At 34.8% G+C, this 16334-nt stretch carries 15 protein-coding genes and 1 pseudogene; 12 read left to right on the top strand and 4 right to left on the bottom strand.

Features of this window, described 5'->3' with window-relative positions:
* Positions 1-198 precede the first annotated feature (198 nt).
* From AC5LWL_RS13040 to AC5LWL_RS13005, 8 genes are all read left to right on the top strand, one after another.
* Positions 199-870, top strand: coding sequence for a Type 1 glutamine amidotransferase-like domain-containing protein (locus tag AC5LWL_RS13040; protein ID WP_493434700.1), 672 nt, complete (start codon positions 199-201; stop codon positions 868-870).
* Between the two features lie 633 nt (positions 871-1503).
* Positions 1504-2034, top strand: coding sequence for an HD domain-containing protein (locus AC5LWL_RS13035; protein ID WP_493434699.1), 531 nt, complete (start codon positions 1504-1506; stop codon positions 2032-2034).
* 132 nt (positions 2035-2166) lie between these two features.
* On the top strand, positions 2167-4413 hold the full coding sequence (locus AC5LWL_RS13030; RefSeq protein ID WP_493434698.1) for an AAA domain-containing protein: 2247 nt from the start codon (positions 2167-2169) through the stop codon (positions 4411-4413).
* Positions 4414-4504: 91 nt separating this feature from the next.
* On the top strand, positions 4505-4711 hold the full coding sequence (locus AC5LWL_RS13025) for a hypothetical protein (RefSeq protein WP_493434697.1): 207 nt from the start codon (positions 4505-4507) through the stop codon (positions 4709-4711).
* A gap of 590 nt (positions 4712-5301) precedes the next feature.
* A complete protein-coding gene (locus AC5LWL_RS13020; RefSeq protein ID WP_493434696.1) occupies positions 5302-5952 on the top strand; it encodes a peptidylprolyl isomerase in 651 nt (216 codons plus the stop codon).
* Positions 5953-6026: 74 nt separating this feature from the next.
* Positions 6027-6461: a peptidylprolyl isomerase gene (locus tag AC5LWL_RS13015; protein ID WP_493434695.1), complete on the top strand. Its 435-nt coding sequence runs from the start codon at positions 6027-6029 to the stop codon at positions 6459-6461.
* 167 nt (positions 6462-6628) lie between these two features.
* A complete protein-coding gene (locus AC5LWL_RS13010; RefSeq protein WP_493434694.1) occupies positions 6629-7375 on the top strand; it encodes a glucose 1-dehydrogenase in 747 nt (248 codons plus the stop codon).
* Positions 7376-7522: 147 nt separating this feature from the next.
* A complete protein-coding gene (locus tag AC5LWL_RS13005; protein ID WP_493434693.1) occupies positions 7523-8293 on the top strand; it encodes a TerC family protein in 771 nt (256 codons plus the stop codon).
* A 43-nt stretch (positions 8294-8336) separates the two neighbouring features.
* Here AC5LWL_RS13005 and AC5LWL_RS13000 read toward each other — a convergent pair whose 3' ends face one another.
* Positions 8337-8819 (bottom strand): ribonuclease H-like YkuK family protein, encoded by a 483-nt coding sequence (locus AC5LWL_RS13000; RefSeq protein ID WP_493436606.1) that lies wholly within the window; start codon positions 8817-8819, stop codon positions 8337-8339.
* Between the two features lie 1065 nt (positions 8820-9884).
* On the opposite strand from AC5LWL_RS13000, the gene AC5LWL_RS12995 reads away from it, so the two are divergent.
* The 3 genes and pseudogenes from AC5LWL_RS12995 to AC5LWL_RS12985 all read left to right on the top strand — a co-directional run bounded on the left by AC5LWL_RS12995 (position 9885) and on the right by AC5LWL_RS12985 (position 14296).
* Complete coding sequence (locus AC5LWL_RS12995) at positions 9885-11201, top strand: collagen-like domain-containing protein (protein ID WP_493436605.1); 1317 nt, start codon at positions 9885-9887, stop codon at positions 11199-11201.
* A 470-nt stretch (positions 11202-11671) separates the two neighbouring features.
* Positions 11672-12729, top strand: a pseudogene (locus tag AC5LWL_RS12990) (tetratricopeptide repeat-containing glycosyltransferase family 2 protein).
* A gap of 346 nt (positions 12730-13075) precedes the next feature.
* Positions 13076-14296, top strand: coding sequence for an MFS transporter (locus AC5LWL_RS12985; protein WP_493434692.1), 1221 nt, complete (start codon positions 13076-13078; stop codon positions 14294-14296).
* A gap of 236 nt (positions 14297-14532) precedes the next feature.
* Here AC5LWL_RS12985 and AC5LWL_RS12980 read toward each other — a convergent pair whose 3' ends face one another.
* The gene (locus tag AC5LWL_RS12980) at positions 14533-15009 is read right to left on the bottom strand and encodes a GNAT family N-acetyltransferase (RefSeq protein WP_493434691.1); all 477 of its coding nucleotides are present in this window, start codon (positions 15007-15009) and stop codon (positions 14533-14535) included.
* A 133-nt stretch (positions 15010-15142) separates the two neighbouring features.
* On the opposite strand from AC5LWL_RS12980, the gene AC5LWL_RS12975 reads away from it, so the two are divergent.
* Positions 15143-15571, top strand: coding sequence for a MarR family winged helix-turn-helix transcriptional regulator (locus AC5LWL_RS12975; protein WP_493434690.1), 429 nt, complete (start codon positions 15143-15145; stop codon positions 15569-15571).
* Positions 15572-15628: 57 nt separating this feature from the next.
* On the opposite strand, the gene AC5LWL_RS12970 is transcribed toward AC5LWL_RS12975, so the two are convergent.
* A complete protein-coding gene (locus tag AC5LWL_RS12970; RefSeq protein ID WP_493434689.1) occupies positions 15629-15886 on the bottom strand; it encodes a DUF2533 family protein in 258 nt (85 codons plus the stop codon).
* 102 nt (positions 15887-15988) lie between these two features.
* Entirely contained in the window at positions 15989-16279 is a 291-nt protein-coding gene (locus tag AC5LWL_RS12965; RefSeq protein ID WP_493436604.1) for a DUF5658 family protein, read from the bottom strand.
* Positions 16280-16334: the final 55 nt, after the last annotated feature.

The raw sequence follows: 16334 nt of genomic DNA, 5'->3' as shown, positions 1-16334 counted from the left end.
AACATATAATTTTTTTTATGGTTCTTTCTCAACAAAAGGTGGTTTTATACGACCTATATTTACATGAGAGCATCCGAGGTGCAAGTGAAGAGTTGTCATAAGTGAATGTTCACGGAAAGCTAAAAATGTACAATAGCAAATAATAACAAACAATCAGCAGAAAAAGGATATATAAAAGCTAGCTTTAAGGAGGTTGCAATGAATAATAAACATCTATTCTTATTTGGTGGAAGTCCTCCATTCAGTAAAAAATTAGGCGGGAAATTTGCTGCATATGCTATGAAAAATCAAGGAAAAGTAGTCGTTTTATATCTAAAAAGTTTCAGTTGGAAACTGCATAAAATGAGATATACTAAAATTTTGAAACAAAATGGATTAGTCCATTTTGTTTACATATCTTTAATTAACACCCCGTTAAAAAATATAATTGAAATGCTGGAATCTTGTACAGGTATCATTATATGTGGAGGAAAAACAGAGCTTTACCGCAACTATATTGTGGAAACTGAGGTTGGAGAAAAATTAATGGAGTTATATCAAAATGGCATTCCGATTGCTGGATTTTCAGCCGGTGCATTAATTTGTCCAACATACTGTATTATTCCTCCAAAAGACACTGCGAAAAAGGAACACTTATTTCTGAAAGGATTAGGACTGCTTAAGAATTGTGTTGTTACTGTTCATTTTTCTAAATGGCATGAAGCAAGTAATTTACAGACAGCTATATCCAAACTGAAAGCCCCAATCGGTTTTGGAATCGATGATGGCGCCGGAGTATACTTTGAAAATGATACACTCTCAGAAACAGAAGGAGTAGTCTACTATATGGAAGAAGGTTACAATAGCATTAAAAGGTATAAAGAGAGATAGAAAACCAGAAAACAAAAACTATATATAGATCCTGAACTATCTGTGGACACAGTACTATTTTCAGGGTAGAGGTAGAATAGATGCTAATAACCATTCGCACCATTGCCTATGAAAAAAAGCAGTTTCCGCAAGGTTTTTGTTAGTAGAAGCAAGGCACGGACCCATCGAGAAGATAAAACTTAGATATCCATGCAACAAATTTTGCACCATAGCACATGACAAGAGCAGGTTGTTTAAATTTATAAGCAGGGAGCAGCCAGAATACACGCAGACTCCTGTGGGCTTGGCGCCCGCCCCGCGGAAAGCGAAGTGTATTCCGGCTGCGGACTTATTGAGAAAGCAAGACTTTTTTATTATCAATTTTGATATTTTATTATATAATAATAAAAATACTTTCATTGCATCGTTAAAAAGACACATGATTTCGTTTTATACTTCAAGCAAAATCATGTAAAAATAGGAGTTTCCCATTATCTGAATGATTAACTTGTTTCAAAAAGTTAGAGGTTTGCAGCTCCTTCATAAAAAAGAATAGATAGGCAAACTTTTAAGCAGTTGAAACAATTTACAGGCAGATAAACAGAGACACCTAAAGAAAGGTGTTTTTTTATAAATAAAAAAGGAGTGTAGCAGTTGAGAGATGTAACTTTAACAGATATTTTTAACCATCATATAGCAAAAAAATATATTACTAGATCTGGACTTGCTCATGCTCTAGCAGTTGCTTATCATGCATTTGAATTAGCAAAAGAAAAAAATATTGATGTTGATATAGCAGCAAAAGCTGGATTTCTACATGATATGGGCCATTATACATGGTATAAAGATGGAAAATGGGATTATAAATTATACAAACAAAATGATATCCATCCAATAAAAGGGGCAGAAAGAGCGCATAAGCTGCTGATTCGTTTAGGCGAGAATCCAATTAAGGCGAAGGAAATTGCCCTTGCAGTATTATTCCATACAGACAGCTTTATACCAGGAGGAAGCGTTACACTTACTCCACTTCAAAAAATTGTTAAACTGGCGGATGAAAAAGACGAAGAGCCAGGTGGACATCATCATTATCGCAGCATTTCAAAAGAAAGAGCATTAAAAAGCTTGCAGCATTTAGATGAAAAAATTGACGAGTTTACGAGAAAAGCAGAAGAAAAAAAATAAGGATTACAAAAAACAAGATTGGAAAAATCCATCTTGTTTTTTTATCGTTTCTACGATATTCCATTCAAATAAAACAATGCTATAATAAAAAATGTCTTTTTGTTGAAAAATAAAGTAGTAGAAGGTTTTAATATGAAAAATACAAATACAACAACCTATATTAAAGAGTGGCAAAAAGCTCTTCAATCAGAAATAAATTATTTGAAAAGCTTTTCGAATACAAAAATAGCTTTATATAATGGTAAATATTTAAATACAGAAGAAGAATATACGTATTATTTTGAAACAAGTACTTATACGAAGATACCAATCGGTTCCTCCATTATGATGCAATGGGGGTCATTAAAAGTAAATGGCCGTATATTATCATCAGATGGAAAGAGTTTACTTGTTATAGTAGAAAAATCGTTAGGTGATAGCGTTACAGAAGCCTATTTATTTCATGACCCTTGGGAGCTATTAGAACAACTGATGACGAGGTTTGATTCTATTAAAAAAAATAAGCGGAAAAGAGGAAGAATAAAACGATTAATGAATCCAACAATGGATTCCAAACATCCAGTAGAGGGAATTAAAAATCATGTACATGAACTAGCGTTAAGATGCAAGTATAATCCTGTTACATTTCTATGGGGGCCGCCAGGAACAGGCAAAACATACACTTTGGCAAGAGTAGCATTGCAGCGATATTGGAAGGGAAAACGAATTCTTATCTTGTCACACAGCAATCAGGCTGTTGATGTGCTTCTTAAAGAAATAACGGAAACTGCAAAGGAGAAAAATCGCTTTAAAATCGGGGATATTCTCCGTTATGGTTCTAATTCTTCGGACGGGCTATTAGGAAATGAAAAAGTGACTACAAGCACATTGCTTGATGAAAAAGATGAGCATTTGTCTTTTCAAAAAAAACAACTAACAGAAGAAAAAAGACAGCTGAAAATGGATTTATCTCGATCTTTCAGCACGAGGGATTCATCAACATTATTAAAATTAGAAGAAAAACTTGCTCAATTATTAGAAAAAATAAGAAAAAGAGAACTTCAGTTTGTTGAAAAGGCAATGATTATTGGGACTACTTTAGCAAAAGCAGCAATGGATGCTACCATATACGAAGAAGAATTTGATTTAGTACTAGTAGATGAAGCGAGTATGGCGTATGTACCACAGGCAGCATTTGCGGCAACGCTCGGTAAAAGACTCATAATTTGTGGAGACTTTAAACAATTGCCTCCGATTGCAGCTGGAAGAAATGAATACATTAATAAATGGCTAAAAGAAGATATTTTTTATGCAGCACATGTTGCAGAAAGTGTTTCTTCTAATAAACTTCATCCTCATTTACTTCTTTTAAATGAACAGCGAAGAATGCACCCAAGTATTTCTTCTTTTACCAATCAATATATTTATCATTCTCTTGTAGGGGATCATCGAACAGTTCTTCAAAAAAGAACGGCCATTGCAGATAACAATCCTTTTAAAGCGGAAGCGAATGTCCTTATAGATACAAGTGATTTTGGCGCATATGGAGCCGTAGAAAAAGGATCAAGATCTAGATGGAATAGTTTGCACTTATTATTAGCACTTCAAGTCATTTATGAAGGATTAAAGGGTGGAGCAACAAGTATTGGCTATGTAACGCCATACAGGGCTCAAGCAGAACTGATGAGTGGGCTGCTAGAAGAGTTGTTTCCAAGTGAACTTGCCTCAGGAAAACTAACAGCAGCAACCGTACATCGTTTTCAAGGCAGTGAAAAGGATATGATTGTTTTTGATTCGGTTGATAGTTATTCTCATGAACGACCAGGAATGTTATTAGTTGGAAAAGACAGTGAACGTTTAATAAATGTAGCGGTAACGCGGACAAGAGGAAAATTTATTCATATTGCCAATGGCAGTTTTTTGAAAAACAAAGCAGGAAAACAAAAAACAATTCGACAGCTCCTAGAACATCAGGAGAAAAACAATTTACTCGTAACTTCTCAGAAAATAGGAACATGGATTAACCATCAAATACCATCTTTAAATTGGATGCATGCGAAGCGTTTAGATAAAGTGTTGAAAGATATTAAACAAGCGAAAACCTCGATTGTTATAGCATTAACCTCAAAAAGCAGCTTGCCTTATGAGTGGATAGAACAATTAGAAATAACAAAAAGCACGATTAAGCTGAAAATTTTTGGAGAACCATTTCCATTAGAACGAGCTTATGAACAAGTAGAATCTAAGGAAATAATTTTTCCCTGTATTATTATTGATCAACAAATCTGCTGGCTAGGGCATCCTTTAGAAAATGTGAAAAATAGTGTACCGCCATCCATTGCTGTAAGCATCCATTCCGTTGCATTTGCTCAATTTATGCTTAAACAATTACCAGAGTGAATTTCTCTCATTAATTTGAAGAAAAAAGGGTTACTGATTTTATAAAAAACATGCTATTATGTTTAATAGTTACTTAGTAGGAGGAAATGAAATGAATTTAAAAGAAACGCTTAAGAATGTTATTGTAAATGAATCTGAGTTGGAAGAAATGATGAAAGTATATGAAGCAGAGGGGTATATTCCTACAGATTCAGAAGAAAGACAGCAAAAATTGCTAGAACTATTAGAAGAGAATGATTTTTATGTGTATGATACACAATTTATAGATTCTGTTTATCGTTTATATATTGAGTTGTAAGTTAAGTTGATTTAATATGCCATATGTATTGCCTTTGGTTACCCTCAAAAAAGTGTTTCTCTCTTAATGTATCCGCAGCCGGAATACACTTCACTTTCCATGGGGCGGGCGCCGAGCGCCGAGGGGGTCTCGCCTGTCCCGCAAATCCCATAGGAGTCTTCGTGTATTCCGGCTGCTTTCTGCTTATAAATTTAAGAAATCTGCTTCTTTTCATGAGCCATGGTGCGAATTTGGTTGCATCAGTGTCTACCCTGAAAAAAGGTATTAGCGCTCTCAATGAGTCCGGATCCTGCATACACTATAGATAAACGCTTTCTTTAACCCTGTAGTGTCTATTTCTATATGATGCGTTTGTTTTGGTACTTTCTGTTGTTTGATTAAGCAATTGGGAAAAGGACCTTGTTGTAAATTATAAAAATTTTACGCATCCAAAATAATTTTAAAAACAAATTAAACACAATTGATAAAACAATTTTAAAAATCGTGGTTTAAAGAATATTTATCTCTTTCAAATAAATTTGTTTATATTGCTTATTTTTTGTACAATAAAAATGGTTGAATCTGATTGTACAGGGAGTGGTTAACGTTAAATGTTAAATGCATGTAAAAAGAAAAAAATAATGCCATTCGTTTATATTGTGCTTTTTCTGTTTGTTTTAACTGCATGTGGAACAAGCAAAAGTACGGAAAAGGAATCAAACACAAAATATCCGGATGTAAAAGAGAACTCAATTGCTACAATTACAATGACAGATGGTGCAGAAATAGAATTAGAGCTTTATCCTAAAGTTGCTCCAAATACTGTTGCTAACTTTATATCATTGGCTAATAAAGGTTTTTACAATGGCTTAACCTTTCATCGGGTCATTCCAGGTTTTATGATTCAAGGTGGAGATCCAGATGGGAATGGAACAGGAGATCCTGGTTACTCTATTAAAGGGGAATTTAGTTCAAATGGAGTAACAAATGATGTGAAACATGAAAGAGGCATTATTAGTATGGCAAGATCAAATGATCCCGATTCTGCTGGATCGCAGTTTTTTATTATGGTTGCAGATGCTGAACATTTAGATGGAGAATATGCTGCATTTGGCAAAGTGATAAAAGGAATGGATACAGTTGATAAAATCGTTCAAGTCGACCGAAATGAAAGCGATAAACCAAAAGTAGATGTTGTAATGAAAAAAATAACCATTGATACAAAAGGGGAGAAATATCCTCAACCGGAAAAAGTTAAGTAATCAAGGGGAAACATTTTCTTTCTTCCTTAAATAATGGTATGATAAAAGCTGATTTTGATAAAGGAGTGTTTATAATGGCAAAAAGCGGATACATATTAATGCAAAATGGTGAAAAAATCGAATTTGAACTATATCCAAATGAAGCACCAGGAACGGTTGCTAACTTCGAAAAATTAATCAAAGAAGGTTTCTATAATGGTCTAACGTTCCACCGTGTTATTCCTGGTTTTGTTAGCCAAGGTGGAGATCCAAACGGAAATGGTACTGGCGGACCAGGCTACACAATCAAATGTGAAACAGTAGGAAATCCTCATAAGCACGTGGAAGGTTCTCTTTCCATGGCACATGCAGGCAAAGATACTGGAGGAAGCCAATTCTTTATCGTACATGATCCACAGCCTCATTTGAATGGCGTTCATACTGTATTCGGTAAAGTTACTTCAGGTATTCCAGCTGTAAAAGCTATGAAAAATGGCGATGTAATGGAAAAAGTAGAAATTACAGAATAAAGACAAGAGCAGGACGGTTTTAAGGCCGTTCTGTTTTTAACTAATTCAATAAATTTTACGCATCCAAAATATATATAAATAATATTTAATTGAAGTAAATAAGCAAACCGCCATAATACAAAAAACGATCCATTTTATAAAAAAAAAAATAAGAAAGGGTTGTAAAAATGGAGTTTACTAATAAAGTAGTTATTGTAACGGGAGCTAGTAATGGAATAGGCGCAAGTATCGCGAAAAGCTATTTAGAGGCTGGTGCAAAGGTGGTTTTAGCAGATTTAGATGAAAAGGGTGGACATCTATTGATGAAATCACTTCCTTGTTCTAAAAATGCTTTATTTCTTAAGACGGATGTACGAGAAGAAAAAGACATTGTTTCTTTAATGCATAAAACAATTGAAAAATTAGGCAAGATTGATATTTTAGTGAATAACGCAGGCAAATCATTCTTTAAATCTTTTTATGATCTAAGCATAAAAGAATGGGATGATATAATTAATACTAATTTAAGAAGTGTCTTTCTGTGTTCTCGAGAAGCAGCAAAGTTTATGAAAAAGAATAAAGCTGGTGGGGCAATTGTTAATATGGCTTCTACAAGAGCTTATATGTCTGAAGCAAATACGGAAAGCTATAGTGCTAGTAAAGGTGGTATTATAGCTATTACACATGCTTTGGCAAATAGTCTGGCACCTGATAAAATTTCGGTTAATAGTATTTCACCAGGATGGATTGAAACGAGAGATTATCAAACACTTAAAGATATTGATCATCAACAGCATCTGTCTAAAAGAGTGGGAAAACCTGAAGATATTGCAAGAGCATGTTTATTCTTAACAAGCAATGAAAGTGACTTTATTACGGGTACTAACTTAACAATTGATGGTGGAATGACAGTCAAAATGGTTTATGAGGATTAGTTGAATATATATCATTATTCTATTGCGTTTAAAATTGACTACTTGAAAGTAAAAAAATCCCTTTCCATAATAGCAATTCGTTTGCGAAAGTTTTATGGTAGGAGTATAATTATAGTCATATTTTAACAAACAATGGAGGCTTTATCAGTGGAATTTTTTAATCATGTTTTATCTACTTACGCATCCTTTTTTGATTGGCAAATGTGGGAAAAGGTACTGACAGATCCTGTTTCTTGGGGATTAATCGGTTCTCTCGTTATTTTAGAAGGGTTGTTGTCAGCGGATAATGCATTGGTGCTTGCCATAATGGTAAAGCATTTACCACGGAAGCAGCAAAAAAAAGCATTAACATATGGACTTATTGGTGCTTATTTTTTTCGCTTTCTTTTTATTGGAATAGGCGTATTTTTAATTAAATTTACTTGGATAAAAGTATTAGGAGCACTGTATCTTGCGTGGCTTGTTATTCAACATTTCTGGAAAGGCGAAGCGGAAGAAGAGACTTCTGGAATGAAAAAAACCAGTTGGTCTGTTGGAGTCTTCGGCATTTTTTGGGCAACCGTTATTTCTGTTGAATTAATGGATCTAGCTTTTTCGATAGATAGTATTTTAGCATCGTTCGCTGTGTCAGAAGAAGTTTGGATTCTACTACTTGGTGGAATGCTGGGAATATTAATGATGAGAACAGTAGCAAAATTATTTTTAGTATTAATTGAAAAAATTCCTGAACTGGAAACAACAGCTTTTGTTTTAATTGGAATCATCTCGTTAAAAATGTTTGCTAGTGTTTTCCATTACGAGTTAAATCATTATGTATTTTTTGCCATTTTAATTCTGGCATTTATCATCACATTTATTATCCATTTTATAAATAAAGATAAACATATTCCAAGTGAAATTGCTTCACCAAAAGAATAATTGCTTGTATTTGATATCGCCTGTTTCTTTATGGACAGGCTTTTTATTTTGTATATTTATTAGCATACGAGGAGGCAACAAATGAATTGGGCTTTATCTTTGGTTCAATGCCAGCCGATTCAATTCTAGCCACCATTTCATTTACAAACTCACTTGTTTTATTACGAGTTCCTGCTCCAATATCAATATGACCTTCTATTGAGAACGTTGCTCCTTGATAAATAAATGGCAGCACAATATTAATTAACTCGTTTTTTTTCTCTTCTGTAAATAAATGAACCACTTCTTCTGTTAACGTTGTTTCATACGATATTTTTTCATGTAAACGCAGTATTTTTCTTGGCACAATTACTTTACGAATGCACGCCCAAGCCCCTTTTCCTTTGTTTTGAATAACAATTCCGGTAATAAATGTCGTGTATTTAGGGTGCACTTGTGAATCAGTTCCGATCATTAATCGATAATGGCCAATAGGGTTTCTTTTCATAAAGGTAATGATTCGTTGAAAAACAATTGGAAAAGGCATTTCTCTTTCTTGTAAGTTTTGAAACGTAATTTGATTGAAATCGTTTATATACACAGAACAATTCCTCCTCTAAAAAGATTGGACTGCCAAACTTACTTCTACTGTTATTGTATGATTTATAAAGTAATTTAGCACAATCTTACACTTTTAAGCTTGTAATAAAATATGATTATAAGAATTAAAATGTGACAGTTATTAAAAGGAACATGAAATTTTCAATTCCTTCAAAAGCCTGCTTTAAAAACGGCAATATGCATATATGGAATTCCGCCAGCAAAACGCAGAAAACATACATTGAGAAACTTTGCAAAAAAACCAATTACTATATCAAAGGAATCATTGGTTTTAATACAAGGATGATTGTGACTTTATCAACTGTTTCCTAAAAGTCCTCCGTCTTATAAATTTTGTTTATTTTGTAGACCTAAAGTTAGAGAAATAAATTGGAATTAAGATTCTATAATTATAACCAACTGCACAATCCCATTTTGTTAATACATGGTCTTTTTCTGCTTTGACAACGATTATTCAGTCATAAAGAACTAATTTTACCTCTTCTAACTAGCTGCGTTAGATTCTGTTATTCCAATAGAAACCAAAACCAATGTTAGTACCGTTCCTAATGAAAATCCCCCTCTAGATTCACAGAAAATTCCTCTCTAATGGAGTAAAGATACCATTTTTACTCCTTGATTATCATCTTATTACTATTCTATGATTTACAAATTAATTTATCACATTGGTGTTTATTTAAAATGATGAATGGGTAAGCGCTGAAGAATAAGGGGTGTAATACTTTCTAAAAATCTCTATACCTTTTATTTACATTTTTTATAGAATGAGCTTGTCTAATGGTTGTTTGTCCACACTCTTTTGTTTTTGAGTCATATGCTACAGTAATTTATGAAAAGGAGTTGAAAAAGATTGCTAAGTAATCATCATTGCTCAAAATGTGGATATAAACACAATAAATGTAATGAATGTCAACATAAGAATAACAAATGCAGAGACAAAAAATGCTCTGAATGTGGGCATAGTAATTGTCAATGCAAAGTAAAGGTATATGTGAATGTACCTACTGGAGCTACTGGAGCCACAGGGGCTACTGGAATTGCTGGTCCTGCTGGAGCCACGGGGGTTACTGGAATTGCCGGAGCTACTGGAGCCACGGGTGCTACAGGAGTTGCTGGACCTGCCGGAGCTACAGGTGCTACAGGAGTTGCCGGACCTGCCGGAGCTACTGGCGCTACAGGGGTTGCCGGACCTGCCGGAGCCACGGGTGCTACAGGAGTTGCCGGACCTGCCGGAGCCACGGGTGCTACAGGAGTTGCTGGACCTGCTGGAGCCACGGGTGCTACAGGGGTTGCCGGACCTGCCGGAGCCACGGGTGCTACAGGAGTTGCCGGACCTGCCGGAGCCACGGGTGCTACAGGAGTTGCTGGACCTGCCGGAGCTACAGGTGCTACAGGAGTTGCCGGACCTGCCGGAGCTACTGGCGCTACAGGGGTTGCCGGACCTGCCGGAGCTACTGGAGCCACGGGTGCTACAGGAGTTGCTGGACCTGCCGGAGCTACAGGTGCTACAGGAGTTGCCGGACCTGCCGGAGCTACTGGCGCTACAGGGGTTGCCGGACCTGCCGGAGCTACTGGAGCCACGGGTGCTACAGGAGTTGCCGGACCTGCCGGAGCCACGGGTGCTACAGGAGTTGCCGGACCTGCCGGAGCTACTGGCGCTACAGGGGTTGCCGGACCTGCCGGAGCTACTGGAGCCACGGGTGCTACAGGAGTTGCCGGACCTGCCGGAGCCACGGGTGCTACAGGAGTTGCTGGACCTGCTGGAGCCACGGGTGCTACAGGGGTTGCCGGACCTGCCGGAGCCACGGGTGCTACAGGAGTTGCCGGACCTGCCGGAGCCACGGGTGCTACAGGAGTTGCTGGACCTGCTGGAGCTACTGGAGCCACGGGTGCAGGAGGATTAGCAGAATTTGCTTATATTTATAATCTGATAGCTCAAACTGTACCAATAGAAGCAGATGTTACCTTTGATACGAACGGCTTGCTTACACCGGGTATTACACATGCACCTGGAGATGACGAAATAGTAATCACTACTGCAGGAATTTATGAAGCTATTTTCTTTGTTTCCGGTGTAGAACCAAATCAATTCGCTCTCTTTTTAAATGGAGCAGAGATTCCAGGAACTGTTCATGGTTCAGGAGCTGGAACTCAACAAAACAAGGGTCAGGTAGTATTTACCGTTTCAGCTAATGATGTTCTTACTCTTCGCAATCATTCCTCAGCCTCTGCCGTTACGCTACAAACTCTCGCTGGAGGAACGCAAACAAATGTCAATGCTTCAATTGTACTAAAAAAATTAGATTAGTAGTCTATAAAAAAATCCTTATAAATTAATATTGAAAAGTATTCAACTTTAGTTGTTCAAAGGATCACTATAACTTAAAGTACAATCCACATTTCAGCGTTACTAAATGTAAATATGACTAAAGTAATTTTTAGAATAATGTAGTCATTACTTCGAAAAGTTACTTTAGACATTTTTTGTGAAATTTATTTTATTGTTTAAAAAGCTAGATTAAAAGGAATTATCCACCTTAAACATGTACTAAATCCTTAATAAGACAAATAAATATTACATAGTATATGCTGTGAAAGAACGCAACGAACTTTAAAGCGAAACAAGCAATAGATCATGCAACTTTATTAGGTTACACTACACGGTAATCAACTACGAATTTATCTACACACCATAAATAGACATTTTTCATACCTTAAAATAAGACTGATATACTAAAGGTAAAGGAGCAAACCATATTGATTACCGTTAGCCTTTGCATGATTGTAAAAAATGAAGAAGAAACCATTGCAAGATGTTTAGAAACGGTAAAAGGACTTGTTGATGAAATTATTATTGTTGATACAGGTTCTACCGATAAAACCAAAGAAGTCGTTTCTCAATATACGGATCGAATAATCGACTTTATTTGGATAGATAACTTTGCTGCAGCACGTAATTTTGCATTTAGTTTTGCGACGAAGGTTATATTTTTTGGTTAGATGCAGATGATGTTTTAAAAGAACAAGATCGCAAAAATTTCTTAACACTAAAGGAAACCCTAAATTTGTCTGTTGATTCAGTGACGATGCATTATCATCTTTTGCTCGATGAAAATGAAAACGTCGTTTCTAGTTTGCGGCGTAATCGCCTTGTAAAAAGGCAAAACAACTTCCAGTGGATAGGACCAGTACATGAGTATCTAGAGGTTTGGGGAAATATTCATCATAGTAATATTGCTGTTACTCATAGCAGCATTCACCATGACTCAGACCGTAATATAAAAATTTATGAAAATCGTCTGAAGGAAGGAGAACAATTTTCTCCAAGAGATTTGTATTATTTTGCAAATGAATTGCTCGAGCATCAAAAAATAGAACGTGCCATCGAGTTTTACAAACAATTCTTAGCGACGACAAATGGATGGGTAGAAGACTATATATCTGCATGTGGAAAACTAGCAGATTGTTTTGATAAAATGGAGGACAGAGAAAATGAAATGTACTTCCTATTAAAATCCTTTGAGTATGACAATCCTCGAGGAGAGTTTTGCTGCAGATTAGGTTATCGATTCCTTCATAATAATCAAACTCAACAGGCAATCTTTTGGTATGAACTTGCTACACAGCTTGACATGCCAACAGATAATTTAGGGTTAATTAATCATGCTTGCTGGACATGGCTTCCACATTTACAATTATGTGTTTGTTATTCACAATTAGGAGAACATGTTTTAGCTAATAAGCACAACGAAATTGCTAGAAAATATAAACCGGATCATCCTAGTATTTTGCATAATAAAAGTTTTCTAGAATCCACCTTACAAAAAAACAGTTAATAAATCCTTCTTTAGAAGTAAAAAAAAATCGGAAGTCATTACTCCTTCGGCAATAAAAAAATATTTTATTCATGATAAAATCATCTTTCCATTTTAAACGGAAAGATGATTTTTGTTTAACAAATTAACCCAATAAAGGTATAATAAAGTTAATTATGAAAATAAACGAAAAAACTATATCCTTTTATGATTACTACCCCAATATTTAAGTATTTTTAACAACTTATTAAACGCTTACTTTTTTTCTAGTATCTGATTTAGTGAAAATGAATAGTATAGGAGGGATCATCCTTTGTAAAAACCCCTGTTAATAAAACAATGAAAAAAGATTAAAAGGGTAGAGTTCATGAAAAGTAAAAATTTTCGTTTATTGTGGATAGGACAAACAATTGCCAATCTTGGTGATGTACTTTATATCGTTGCTTTAATTTCTTTATTATATACAGCTACCAAGTATACATTGTATTTAGCCATGCTGCCATTTTTGAATACAATTGGACGATTTATTAGCGGAGCTTTTTCACCATTATTATTTAATCGATATGAATTAAAAGATTTGTTAGTATACTCTCAAGCGCTTAAAACATTGTTTTTATTGTTTCTTGTTTGTTTTCTCAGCATTCTGACTGCTTCCAATATAAATTGCATCTTTGTATTCATCTTCTTATTGGCTATATTTGATGGCTGGGCAATGCCTGCAACAAATGCTATTTTGCCAAGGGTCGTTCAGAAAAATGAATTACTAAAAGCAAATAGTTTTGTTTCCGTTTTATATGAATCAACCCAATTAGGTGGCTGGGCAATTGGGGGTATGCTTGTTTCTTTATTAAATGGTCAAAGCCTAATTTGGTTCACCATTGTTTTATATGGCATCTCAACCGCTATGATGATAGGCATTGTTGATCATACACCGTTTCAACCAATAACAATGAAAAGGAATGTAAAGGAAGAATTAAAAGAAGGCTGGATGATTATTTGGAAGAACCCAATGTTCAGAAATATTCATATTGTATATATAATAGAATCGATAGCTAATGTTATTTGGACAGCAGCCATTCTATATGTGTTCGTAAAAGAAATTCTCCATGTTACAGAAGCGTGGTGGGGTTATATGAATACGGTCTTTTTTATCGGCTTGCTTATAGGTGGATTCCTTTGCATAAAACTTGCTTCTTTTATCGAAAAAAACTTACGAAAAGCAGCTAATTATGCCTCCTTTGCAGTATCGATCATCACTATTTTATTTGCTTTGAATTCTATACCTTGGATTGCATTATTGTTAATCATGCTGCATGGAATAAAAGAACAAATAAAATCGATAAGTCTAAATACGTATTTACAAAAAGAAGCTTCCTCCGATGTTTTAGTGAAAATTTATGGTGCGCAAAATACAATGGTATCACTCGTGTTTGGCATTAGTGCATTGCTCGCTGGATTTTTTGCTGAAATTTCTATTCGCTTTACTTTTTTTGCAGCCGGATTCTTATTATTACTATCAAGTTATTATCTCTTAACCAAAAAAAGTAATTTTCCGAGCTATTATAAGGAGAAGGGGGAAGAAGAATAAAAGGGTTGCCCATTAACGTCCAAACAGGACTTTTTATGGGCACCCTTTTCTTGTTTTCTTTCTGACACTATCCTAATTTTCTCTGGATCGTCAATGAAATAAAAATGAACGTTTTACTAAAATGCCGATTTACGCATAAAGGACTTGCTTCTTTTAAAAAAACTAACCCAAGAATTTAATAGCATCATAGGCATACTTTAGACATTATTATCTTCAGAAACAAGTTCTTTTTGTGGTTATTTCAACTCTTTTATATACCAAGCATTCATTGCAGAATGGTCAGAACCTGATAATGGTTTCTGTAAAAGTTTAAATCCAAATTTTTCATACAATATACATGCCGCTTTTAATTCATGCTGTGTTTCTAAGTAGCATTTTGTAAAATGTTTAGAAGCAAATGACAAAGCGGTTTCCATTAGCTTCTTAGAAATTCCAAGACCTTGTGCTTTTGGAATTAAGTATAGCTTTTGCAATTCGCAAATGTTGTCAGGTTCGTTAAATGGCGCTATACCAATTCCCCCAACAATCTCTCCTTTCATTTCTACAACCCAATAGTTCGCATTATTTAGATTAGCATAATATTGGTGAAGGTCGTTAAGTTGAGGGTCAAAATAAGCTGTCCCTGGAATCGCTAAGCCGAGCGATTTCAGGGAATCTTGTATTATTTCTTTTACTTTTTCATTGTCGTCTTTTTTTATTTCTCGAATAATCATATAGTTTCTCCTATTAAAAAGATTGTGAATATTTTTTTGAAAAAAGTAGCCTAAAAGATTGACTAAGTCAACATTTTAGGGATATAGTTATATTACTATTAAATGTGGACAAAATCAACTAAAAGGAGAAATTATGAATAAAGAAGCTATTTATGATATCAGACAATTTAATCGTTTTTATACAAAGGTGCTTGGATTATTTAATCAGCAAATTCTAGACACAGATTATTCATTAACTGAAGCAAGAATACTTTTTGAAATTAGGGAAAGAACGGAGTGTATTGCTAATAATCTTGTTCAAGAACTTACTATTGATAGGAGCTATATGAGCAGAATTTTACGTAAATTAGAGAAGGAAGGATTAATAGAAAAAAAGAGCTCTAAGATAGACAATAGAAAAAACTTTCTCTTTTTAACAAAAAAAGGAGAGAACCTGCTGAATAAAATTAACATTCAGTCTGATAAGCACATCAATCAATTGTTTAATAGGCTAACTGATAGCGAGATTAATGAAATCCGTATTTCAATGAAGATCATACAAGAAAAATTGGATAAGAACTAGAGATGAAGGAGCATTCAGAAAATAAAAAAGCAGCACGTGTAGTCCGTGCTGCTTTTTTTAGTTCAATTTCAACGCATATTCCTTTACCATTTCCGCTGTTACTACTTTTCTAGAAGGAATAACCCCTTGTTTAGCAAGTACATTAATTTCTTCTGTTACTTCATTTATCTTTTGAACAGAAAAGATTTCTCCGTTTAAACATTGTTGTACCGCTTCTTCAATATAATGTTCACGTAAATGATCAAGCTGTTTAAAATGATGGACCCGATTATTTACTTGTTCCACGTGTTTTGTAATGGCTTTATGTACACTCATTTTTTAATTAACCCCTTTTTTTGCAATCTTTCTTTTATTGTAATAGCTAATAAGAAAAAATGAAAGAAAATTTATTCCAAAAGATACATAATATAATTATGGTCAACTAAGTGGAAAAGCGGTTAATATCCAAGCAAAATGGAGGAGCATGATACTTCCGTATATACTTAGTGGAATAATTAAAACACAGGTCCATGTTTTTTGATATTTTGTAATGAATAGCATAGAGATACAAAATAAAAGAAAAGATAAGATGACTTTGCAAAAAAGAAAAAGAATGGGAGAGATATTCCATATCATTTCCATCAGAGGATTAGACTCACTAATCAACTGTAAACGTAACCCTATATATGTAAAAAGCCCATCAGCTAGATTGAACAAACTTAGTAGCATAAATAATATTTTCATCATCAGCCTCCTATTATCAGTATGGCCAGCATTTTACTAT

It is taken from the genome of Niallia sp. WK069_GA_01, from assembly GCF_983173855.1.
Note: the sequence above shows the minus strand (reverse complement) of the source record. Positions and strands in the feature narration are given on the sequence as shown.

What these genes read in the sequence shown, in the direction of transcription:
- AC5LWL_RS12985 (WP_493434692.1), top strand. Translation starts at nt 13,076, where the DNA reads ATGAAAAGTAAAAATTTTCGTTTATTGTGGATAGGACAAACAATTGCC.
- AC5LWL_RS13025 (WP_493434697.1), top strand. Translation starts at nt 4,505, where the DNA reads ATGAATTTAAAAGAAACGCTTAAGAATGTTATTGTAAATGAATCTGAG.
- AC5LWL_RS13020 (WP_493434696.1), top strand. Translation starts at nt 5,302, where the DNA reads ATGTTAAATGCATGTAAAAAGAAAAAAATAATGCCATTCGTTTATATT.
- AC5LWL_RS13015 (WP_493434695.1), top strand. Translation starts at nt 6,027, where the DNA reads ATGGCAAAAAGCGGATACATATTAATGCAAAATGGTGAAAAAATCGAA.
- AC5LWL_RS12970 (WP_493434689.1), bottom strand. Translation starts at nt 15,886, where the DNA reads ATGAGTGTACATAAAGCCATTACAAAACACGTGGAACAAGTAAATAAT.
- AC5LWL_RS12980 (WP_493434691.1), bottom strand. Translation starts at nt 15,009, where the DNA reads ATGATTATTCGAGAAATAAAAAAAGACGACAATGAAAAAGTAAAAGAA.
- AC5LWL_RS13030 (WP_493434698.1), top strand. Translation starts at nt 2,167, where the DNA reads ATGAAAAATACAAATACAACAACCTATATTAAAGAGTGGCAAAAAGCT.
- AC5LWL_RS13000 (WP_493436606.1), bottom strand. Translation starts at nt 8,819, where the DNA reads ATGCCTTTTCCAATTGTTTTTCAACGAATCATTACCTTTATGAAAAGA.
- AC5LWL_RS12965 (WP_493436604.1), bottom strand. Translation starts at nt 16,279, where the DNA reads ATGCTACTAAGTTTGTTCAATCTAGCTGATGGGCTTTTTACATATATA.
- AC5LWL_RS12975 (WP_493434690.1), top strand. Translation starts at nt 15,143, where the DNA reads ATGAATAAAGAAGCTATTTATGATATCAGACAATTTAATCGTTTTTAT.
- AC5LWL_RS13010 (WP_493434694.1), top strand. Translation starts at nt 6,629, where the DNA reads ATGGAGTTTACTAATAAAGTAGTTATTGTAACGGGAGCTAGTAATGGA.
- AC5LWL_RS13040 (WP_493434700.1), top strand. Translation starts at nt 199, where the DNA reads ATGAATAATAAACATCTATTCTTATTTGGTGGAAGTCCTCCATTCAGT.